The organism is Micromonospora sp. WMMA1996 (genome assembly GCF_002573675.1).
GTDB classification, from domain to species: Bacteria; Actinomycetota; Actinomycetes; order Mycobacteriales; family Micromonosporaceae; genus Micromonospora; species Micromonospora sediminicola.
In genome coordinates this window covers 1-8,014 of record NZ_PDHU01000006.1, presented here as the reverse complement: position 1 = coordinate 8,014, position 8,014 = coordinate 1, and the positions used below count along the sequence as shown (strand labels likewise).

Annotated in this window: 7 protein-coding genes and 2 pseudogenes; 6 read left to right on the top strand and 3 right to left on the bottom strand. The window is 76.7% G+C overall.

The genetic code is table 11. The features are described from left to right. Window positions 1–149 precede the first annotated feature (149 nt). The 3 genes and pseudogenes from COO58_RS31060 to COO58_RS31050 all read left to right on the top strand — a co-directional run. Window positions 150–284: pseudogene (locus tag COO58_RS31060) on the top strand (hypothetical protein); the annotation flags it as partial. Window positions 285–658: 374 nt separating this feature from the next. Then, complete coding sequence (locus tag COO58_RS31055; RefSeq protein ID WP_255292796.1) at window positions 659–1,819, top strand: hypothetical protein; 1,161 nt, start codon at window positions 659–661, stop codon at window positions 1,817–1,819. Beyond that, window positions 1,816–2,166, top strand: a complete 351-nt coding sequence (locus COO58_RS31050) for a hypothetical protein (RefSeq protein WP_098747896.1) — start codon at window positions 1,816–1,818, stop codon at window positions 2,164–2,166. The genes COO58_RS31055 and COO58_RS31050 overlap by 4 nt, the downstream gene beginning before the upstream one ends. Before the next feature lie 3 nt (window positions 2,167–2,169). Here the strand turns inward: COO58_RS31050 and COO58_RS27845 are convergent, their stop codons facing one another. Further along, window positions 2,170–3,018 (bottom strand): PASTA domain-containing protein, encoded by an 849-nt coding sequence (locus tag COO58_RS27845; protein ID WP_091566123.1) that lies wholly within the window; start codon window positions 3,016–3,018, stop codon window positions 2,170–2,172. A 110-nt stretch (window positions 3,019–3,128) separates the two neighbouring features. Then, entirely contained in the window at window positions 3,129–3,803 is a 675-nt protein-coding gene (locus COO58_RS27840) for a PASTA domain-containing protein (protein WP_255292536.1), read from the bottom strand. A gap of 114 nt (window positions 3,804–3,917) precedes the next feature. Between COO58_RS27840 and COO58_RS27835 the strand changes: the two genes are divergently transcribed. Then, on the top strand, window positions 3,918–4,556 hold the full coding sequence (locus tag COO58_RS27835) for a hypothetical protein (RefSeq protein WP_369700226.1): 639 nt from the start codon (window positions 3,918–3,920) through the stop codon (window positions 4,554–4,556). Window positions 4,557–5,519: 963 nt separating this feature from the next. On the opposite strand, the pseudogene COO58_RS27830 reads toward COO58_RS27835, so the two are convergent. After that, a pseudogene (locus COO58_RS27830) lies at window positions 5,520–5,738 on the bottom strand (SDR family NAD(P)-dependent oxidoreductase); the annotation flags it as partial. A 171-nt stretch (window positions 5,739–5,909) separates the two neighbouring features. On the opposite strand from COO58_RS27830, the gene mshA reads away from it, so the two are divergent. Then, complete coding sequence (gene mshA / locus COO58_RS27825; protein ID WP_091569275.1) at window positions 5,910–7,271, top strand: D-inositol-3-phosphate glycosyltransferase; 1,362 nt, start codon at window positions 5,910–5,912, stop codon at window positions 7,269–7,271. A 48-nt stretch (window positions 7,272–7,319) separates the two neighbouring features. After that, window positions 7,320–7,853, top strand: a complete 534-nt coding sequence (locus COO58_RS27820; RefSeq protein ID WP_098747729.1) for a YbjN domain-containing protein — start codon at window positions 7,320–7,322, stop codon at window positions 7,851–7,853. The last annotated feature ends 161 nt before the right edge of the window (window positions 7,854–8,014 follow it).

Genomic DNA, 8,014 nt, shown 5'->3' with positions numbered 1-8,014 from the left:
CCCGGCGCGAGTTCGAGGGGTTCGGCGCGCTGCCCAACGACCTCGGCCCGCTGCACCGCGACGCGCTGCGCGCGTTCCTCGCCGCGAACCCGCGCGTCGAGGGCGTGTGGAACTGGACCCAGGACGGCGGTCCGCTGCGCGCCGGGCCGATGTCGCTCTACCTGCGCACCGGCTTCTGGCAGCTCTACGACCTGAACACGGACGCGGTGGCGCGGCTGGCCTGGGACCCGGACACCGACCCGGCCCAGGTGACCGCGGAGTGGGCGTACCGGACGTTCTCCGCCGACCCGGCCACCGTGGCGGCGATCGGGCAGGCGATGGCGCTGTCGCGGGCCGCGGTCACCACGGGCCTCTACGTCGGCCCGTACGCGGACACGTCGGTGCGGGCCCTCGGGCTGGAACCGCCGCCGATGATGTGGATCTTCGAGTGGGACATCCCGACCGGTGACTCCGCCGCCCTGGACAGCATCTACGCGGTCGCCCGCGACCGGGTCGACGCGGCGGTCGCCGAGGGCGACGAGGCCGTCGCCACGGCCCGGCGGATGCGCGACCTGGTGGCCGCGACCGACCCGGCCACGTGGCGGGACGCCGGCCTGCGGCAGCGGTTCGTCGACACGCTCGACTACCCCTGTTCGTCACGCTCGGCGCGTACCGGGCCATGGTGCTGCGGCACGCGCAGTGGCTGGACATCGGCGCCGACGCCGCGTACGCGCGCTGGCGGTCGGCCGCCGACGCGTACCGGGAGGCGCGGGACCACCACCGGCAGCGCTACGGCGGGGACCTCGACCTGCCGGCGTACCGCTTCACCGCGGCCGACCTCGGCGCGCAGCGGGCGGACCGCGACCCGGCGATGGCCTGGGTGGCGCGGGCGCTGCTGGTCCTGGTCGCGGTCGTGGTGGGGTGGGGTCTGCGGGGGCGCGGGCCGGGCGGCGCGGCGGCCCGGGCCCTGCTGCTCGGCGCGCTGCGCCCGTGGCGGCTGGCCGCGCTCAAGGCGCCGGCGTCCCGGCTGGACCGGGTGCTGGTCTGGCTCGCGCCGGTGGTGGTGCTGGTGGGGAGCCGGCTGGCGTTCACCTGGTTCGCCGCGCCCGCGCACGTGCTGGTCACGCTCGGCGGGTGGGCGCTGTTCGCGCTGGTCGCCCGGCTGGCGGCGGGCCGGCGGGATCCCTTCCACCTGTGGGCGGTGCTCGGCGGGGTGGCGGTGCTGCGCAGCGCCCTGCTGCTGGCGGTGCTGGCCGGGCGCGGGCCGGGCCGCTACTGGTTCGTGTTCTGGACCGCGCCGGCCCGCCGCGCGGTCTACCTGACCGTGGCGGTGGCGGCGTTCTGCTGGCTGTTCGTGGCGACCGCCGTGGTGCTGCGCGACCGCTACGGGCTGGCCCGCCGCCGCGCCGCGGGGCGGACGCTCACCGCCGCCGGGGTGCCGCTGGCGGTGCTCGCCGGGCTGGTCGCGTCGGTCGGCGCGGAACGGGCGCTGACCGTGTGGAACGACCAGATGGCACTGCTGCCGTGGGGGTTGTCCCGGATCCTCGGCATCACCGTCTACCTGGGCGTCCCGGTGGACCTGCCCGGGTGGGCGGCCGGCGCCGGGGTGGTCCTGGCCGTGGCCGGGCTGCTGCTGGCGGCCGGCCGTCAGGTCAGCGGGGACGGCGACTCCGCGCCGGGGCAGCAGCAGCCGAGGTGCGCCGGAGCCGTCGGCCGGCACCGACCAGACGTCCGGGCTGCCGTCGTCCTGACCCACGCCACCGCCCCGGCCGGGACGGTGTGCCACCTCCCGTCCCGGGGTACCGCAGAGTCAGGAGCACCGGTGAGGAGGACGAGATGACCGACCCCAGGTACGCACCGATCGGGCTGGCCGCCGCCGGGCGGCTGGTGCCCGACGACGGCGAGACCGGCGGCGGCGAGGTCGTCGGCGCGGACGACGCGGCAGCCGACGCCGCCGGGCCGGCGCCGACGTGGACCTGTCCGCGGCCACCCGGACAGCGACGGCACCCCGGTCGGGCGCCGACGCCGAGGCCGACGCGAGCGGGCCGCCGACGAGAGGGCGCGCTCGCGGACCGCCCCACCGACTCGACCGACCTCAGCCGGTCACTGTTCTATTCCGGCCTGCTCGGGCTCGCCATCTCGCTCGCCGGGCTCGGCCTGGTGGGCACCCGACGCCGGCAGTGGTGACCGTCAGGGCGTGGTGGTGGTCGCCGGCGCGGAACTCGGCGTGGTCGCGCCGGTGGTGGGCGGGGCCGCTGCGGCCACCACGAGCGTGACCCGGTCGCCGTCGCCGACGGAGTAACCGGCCTCCGGGTCGGTCGCGATCACCGTGCCGGCCGGTCGGTCCGACGGCCGACGCTGCACCCGGTAGTCGACACCCAACCGGTCCAGCGCCGCCCGGGCGGCGGACTCGGGCAGCCCGACCAGCGGCGGCATCGGCACCTCGGCGGGCGGCGTCGTGGTCGGGGGCGTGCTCGACGGCGAACTGCTCGGTGACGCGCTGGTCGGCGCGGCACTGGTCCGCGCCGAGGTGCTGGGCACCGCCGACGGCGTCGGGCCCGGACCGTCGTTCCGCTCGGCGGCACGCAGGGCCAGCCACACCCCGGCCGCGATCAGACCGAGCAGGACCAGCGCCAGGATGCCCAGCAGGATCGGCATCCACCAGCGGCGTCCGGCCTGCTCGTCGCCGTACCACTCGGCGCCCGGCTCGGGGTAGCCGGCCGGTCGCGGCGGCGGTACGCCCGCACGCCCGGACCAGGCCCCGCCGCCGACCGGTTCCTGGCGAGTGGTGGCGTCCAGCGGTCGGCGTCCCTCGCCGGGCAGCGGTCGGGTGGCGTCACCGTCCGCCCCGCCGGGCACCGGCCGCGTCGCGTCGGGGTCGTCGCCGGGGTTGCGGGGCATCGCGCGGGTGGCGTCGGCGTCCTCGCCGCCCGCTCCCCGCGGCATGGCGCGGGTGGCGTCGGCGTCGTCCCCGTGCGGGGGCAGCGCCCGGGTGGCGTCCGCGTCACCGGCGGGTGGATCCTGACGGTCGTCGCTCATGGCACACGTCCTTTCCCCACCGGGACGGGGCACACGGCCCTCGATCGTCCACGGTAGCGGTCCGCGGCCACGCCGGCCGGCATCAGCGCGCCGTCCTGCCCGGCCGGCCGTCAGGGAGTGGGCGACGGACTCGCGGTCGGCGCGTCCCCGCAGGTGAGCGCGATCTGGTCGTTCCACCGGGCGGCGCTCCCGGCGGCCGGTTCCTGCCCGGTGACCGGCCCCTGCCGGCCGCTGCGGTAACGCGGGTAGAGCCCCGCCTCCACCAGGTCGTCCGCCGCGTCGGCGCAGGACAGGGCGCCGACGTCCGGCACGGTGACGGCCGGGGCCGGCCCGGCGACCCAGACGGTGACCGTGACGCCGCGCTTGACCGGCTCGCCGGGGCCCGGCGAGGTCCGCTCGACCGCACGGCCCGAGCCGGCGCCGAACACCAGCCGCCAGCCGAGCCGGCGGTCGCGCAACTCCTGCCGGGCCCGCGCGAAGTCGGCGCCGACCAGATCCGGCACGGTGAGGCCGGACGGGGTACGCGACCGCGGACCGCTGGGACGGTCGTCGGCGGGTCGGGTGGACGGGGCGCTCGGCGTGGCCGGCGGACCGGAGGTCGCCACGCCGCCGCTCGGCACGACCCCGGAGGAGGCGGCGGGCCGGTCCGGCTCACCGGCGAGCACCCAGCCACCACTGGCCCCGATCACCGCCAGCAGGACCACCGCCAGAGCACCGCCGAGAAAGAGCCGGGTACGCCCCGGACCGGTCCCGTCGTCGCGTACCGGCTGCCGATCGTCCGTCATCGCGTCCCCCGCCTCGTTCATCGGCGACCGTAGCCGGTGTCGCCAAGCCGTCCGCGACCGGTCGCCGGATCCCACGACTCGCCGGGGCGACCTCGGGACGCTACGCTCCCCCGCATGGCCAGACGGGGCTGGGGAGGATCGACCGCCGCCGCACTCGGCGTCGCCGCCGGTGCGGGCGCCGCGCAGCTCGGCTTCGGCTACGGGCTGGGCATCATCAACTGGGCGCCGACCGGCTCGGTACGCGTCGAGGCGGCCTGGGTGGCGAGTCTCGCCTGGGCCACCTGGATCGCGGCGACCTCGGTCATCGCCGGCGCGGTCTGCGCCCAACGACTGCGGGGTGGCGGCGAAGAACCGGTGGGCACCCTGCCCCGGCTCGGTCTCGCGCTCGCCGCCGGCGCCGGCGCGCTGGTCACGGTGCTGCTGGTGGCGGTGCCGGCCCGGGCGGCCCGGGTGCCCGACACGTCCTCGCCGCAGACCGTCGCGGCGACGTACGCGGCCGTGGGGCTCGTGCTCGGGGTGCTGCTGGCGACCTGGGCGCTGCACACCCGTGCCGCCGCCACCAACCTGATCGCCACCACCGGTTGGCTCTGGCTGCTCGCCGTGGTGTCGGTGATCGACGGCGTGCTCTCCGGCCGTGGCCTCAGCACCGCCCAGCTCGGCATCTGGCAGATCAGCGCGGACCGGGCCGGATTCTGGACCGGGACTACTTCTACTGGCCGGGCGTACTGCTCTCTCTGGGCTCGGCGCTGGTGATCGGCGTGCTGGCCGCCCGCCGCGCGGTGCGCCCGGCGGACGTGCGGTCGGGGCGGCGGCGTCCGGCGCGGCCGGTCCGCTGCTGGTCTCGATCGCGTACCTGCTGGCCGTGCCGCGCCTCGCCGGGATCGCCGCCGAGCAGCTGTCGGCCCATCTGATCGCCCCGTACGCGGTCATCGCCGGCCTGGCCGGCTCGGTCCTGGTGGCCGCGCTCGCCAGCGTGCCGACCGCCGAGCCAACGATCGCCCGCGGCGTCGGTGCCCCGCCAGCGCGCCGGGGAGCCGGATCCGACGTCGACCCTCGCCGGGTACCCGCAGGCGGGCGGACCGGCGTCACGGGTCGGAGTCCACGTCATCCGGTGGCGATGCCGAGTCGACCACCGGGTCCGACGTCGTCGGCGCCGAGCGGGCACCGGGCACGGAGGACAAGCCGGCGCGCAGGTTCTTCGGCCGCCGGGCGGGCCGGGCCACGCCGGACGCGGACGCCGCAACCGCGCCGGCACGGACGAGCGAGCCGGCATCCACCACTCCGGAGACGGCGGTCGGTCGCCTCGACGAGCCGACCGGGGGAACGGGCCCGGACTCCGGTGCCGACCCGGACCCGACTCCGGGTACCGGCGCGGAGTCCACCAGGGTGGACCTGCCGGCCCCGGCAGCGGGCCGCACGAGTCGGTCGTCCGGCACGCGCGCCGGCTCGTCGGGGCGCCCCTCGCGGGCCGCCGCCGACCGTGCCGGCCGCGCGGTACCGCCCCAGCGGCAGCCCGACGCCGCTCTGCCGGTCACCGACGCTCCCGACGGCGAGAAACGGCTCGGACGCGACCCCGCCCGCGCGCGCCGACGAGCCGAGGCCCGTCGCAAGCCCTGACCACCCCGGTCCGCCGCAACCTCGCCGAAGTGGCGGGAACGGAGGCGGTCCGATGCCACCACTTCCCCGAAGTGGCGGCGGACCGGGCGGGCTGGGTCAGGCGGCGGCGGCCAGGCCGGCGACGGACTCGTCCGAGGTCACGTCGCACGCCACCGCGGTGGCCGCGCCGCCGGCCGCCTCGATCTCGGCGACCAGCGCGGCCAGCCGGTCGGTACGCCGCGCGGCGGCGAGCACGTGGAAACCCTCGGCGGCCAGCCGGCGGGCGGTGGCCGCCCCGATCCCGCTGGACGCTCCGGTGACGATGGCGACTGAGGTCATCCGGACATTCTCTCCCGCCGCCCCGCTGCCCGCCGTGATGAGGTCCGTCACGCCGGGGAACCCGCCGCAGGCATTTCCGAACCCCGATGGGGAAGATGACATCCGGCGTACGGGTTGACCGAGAAGCGCCGGTCGTGCGGGACGGCATCAACCGTGACAGAGGGAGCGGACGTGGCGGAGTTGCACACCGGTGTCGGTCGTCAGCGCGGTGCCCTGCCGTGGCCTCGGCCGCGCCGCATCGCCACCCTCTCGGTGCACACCTCGCCGCTGCACCAGCCGGGCACGGGCGACGCGGGCGGGATGAACGTCTACATCCTGGAGGTCGCCCGACGCCTGGCCGAGGCCGACGTCGAGGTGGAGATCTTCACCCGGGCCACCTCCGGCGACCTGCCCCCGGTGGTGGAGATGGCGCCCGGGGTGACCGTCCGGCACGTCACCGCCGGGCCGCTGGAGGGGCTGACCAAGGAGGAGCTGCCCGGTCAGCTCTGCGCGTTCACCGCCGGTGTGCTGCGGGCCGAGGCGGCCCGACCGCCCGGCCACTACGACCTGATCCACTCGCACTACTGGCTCTCCGGCCAGGTCGGCTGGCTGGCCAAGGAGCGCTGGGGCGTACCGCTGGTGCACACCGCGCACACCCTGGCCAAGGTCAAGAACGCCCGGCTCGCCGTCGGGGACCGGCCCGAGCCGAAGGCCCGGGTGATCGGTGAGGAGCAGGTGGTCACCGAGGCCGACCGGCTGGTCGCCAACACCCGGGTGGAGGCCCGTGACCTGCTCGACCGGTACGCCGCCGAGCCCGGCCGGGTGGCCGTGGTGGAGCCGGGCGTGGACCTGGACCGGTTCCGTCCCGCCGCCGGTGACCGGGAGGCCGCGACCCGCGCCGCCCGCCGCCGCCTCGGTTTGCCGACCGACGGGCACGTGGTGGCGTTCGTCGGCCGGATCCAGCCGCTCAAGGCGCCGGACGTGCTGGTCCGCGCGGTGGCCGCGCTGCGCGAGCGGGAGCCCGCGCTGGCCGACGAGGTGACCGTGGTGATCTGCGGCGGCCCGAGCGGCAGCGGCCTGGACCGGCCGACCGCCCTGATGGAGCTGGCCCACTCGTTGGGCGTCGCCGACCGGGTGCGCTTCCTCCCGCCGCAGACCGGCGACCGCCTGCCCGATCTCTACCGCGCCGCCGACCTGGTCGCCGTGCCGTCGCACAACGAGTCCTTCGGGCTGGTCGCGCTGGAGGCACAGGCGTGCGGCACGCCGGTGCTGGCCGCCGCCGTGGGCGGGCTGGTCACCGCCGTACGCGACGGGGTCAGCGGGATGCTCATCGACGGGCACGACCCGGTCGACTGGGCGCGGGCGCTGGCCCGGCTGCTGCCCGACCGGCTGCGCCGCGCCTCGCTGGCCCGGGGCGCCGAGCGGCACGCGCGCGCCTTCTCCTGGCAGCGGACCGTCTCCGGGCTGCTCGCGGTCTACGGGGAGGCGATCACCGAGCACCGGGCCCGGCTGGCCGGCCGGCTCGGTGACCCGGCCCTCACCTGTTCCTGGTGACCCGTCGCCGTCGGGCGGGGCGGGGCGGGCGACCGTAGAGTGGGTGCGATGAGCCGCAGGAGTGAGGTCGCCGCGCTGATCGAGGCCGTCTGTGCCGAACGGGAGCTGGAGTGGGAAGCCACCGGCGAGGCGTCGTACGCGGTGACCCTGCCCGGCACGCACAAGCTCAAGACGATCTGCAACCTGATCGTCGGTGAGCAGGCGCTGCGGATCGAGGCGTTCGTGATGCGCCAGCCCGACGAGCGGCGCGAGGAGCTGTGGGCCTGGCTGTTGCAGCGCAACGCGCGGATGTACGGCGTCTCGTTCTCCATCGACACGGTCGGCGACGTCTACCTGACCGGCCGGGTCAACCTGGCCGGGCTCGACGCCGACGAGCTGGACCGGCTCTTCGGCTCGGTGCTGACCTACGCCGACGAGTCGTTCGACAGCATGCTGGAGATCGGGTTCGGCACCGCCATCCGGCGGGAGTGGGAGTGGCGGGTCAAGCGGGGCGAGTCGACCGCCAACCTGGCCGCGTTCGCCCACCTCTTCGAGCCCTCGACGCCGGCCGGCTCGGCCGCCGGAGGTTCGGAGTCCTCCTGACGGGTATGCCGCACCGCGCGGTGCGGAGTGTGTGTGGGGACCCACCGCGAGCCGAGGACGGACTGTCGAGGAGCGTGTCCCATGGCTCAGCGCAACAGCTCAGGTCGCGGCACGACCGCGACCCGGACCAAGCGGCAACCCGGTAACCAGACGCCGAACAC

What these genes read in the sequence shown, in the direction of transcription:
- COO58_RS27835 (WP_369700226.1), top strand. Translation starts at nt 3,918, where the DNA reads ATGGCCAGACGGGGCTGGGGAGGATCGACCGCCGCCGCACTCGGCGTC.
- COO58_RS27845 (WP_091566123.1), bottom strand. Translation starts at nt 3,018, where the DNA reads ATGAGCGACGACCGTCAGGATCCACCCGCCGGTGACGCGGACGCCACC.
- COO58_RS31050 (WP_098747896.1), top strand. Translation starts at nt 1,816, where the DNA reads ATGACCGACCCCAGGTACGCACCGATCGGGCTGGCCGCCGCCGGGCGG.
- COO58_RS31055 (WP_255292796.1), top strand. Translation starts at nt 659, where the DNA reads ATGGTGCTGCGGCACGCGCAGTGGCTGGACATCGGCGCCGACGCCGCG.
- COO58_RS27820 (WP_098747729.1), top strand. Translation starts at nt 7,320, where the DNA reads ATGAGCCGCAGGAGTGAGGTCGCCGCGCTGATCGAGGCCGTCTGTGCC.
- COO58_RS27840 (WP_255292536.1), bottom strand. Translation starts at nt 3,803, where the DNA reads ATGACGGACGATCGGCAGCCGGTACGCGACGACGGGACCGGTCCGGGG.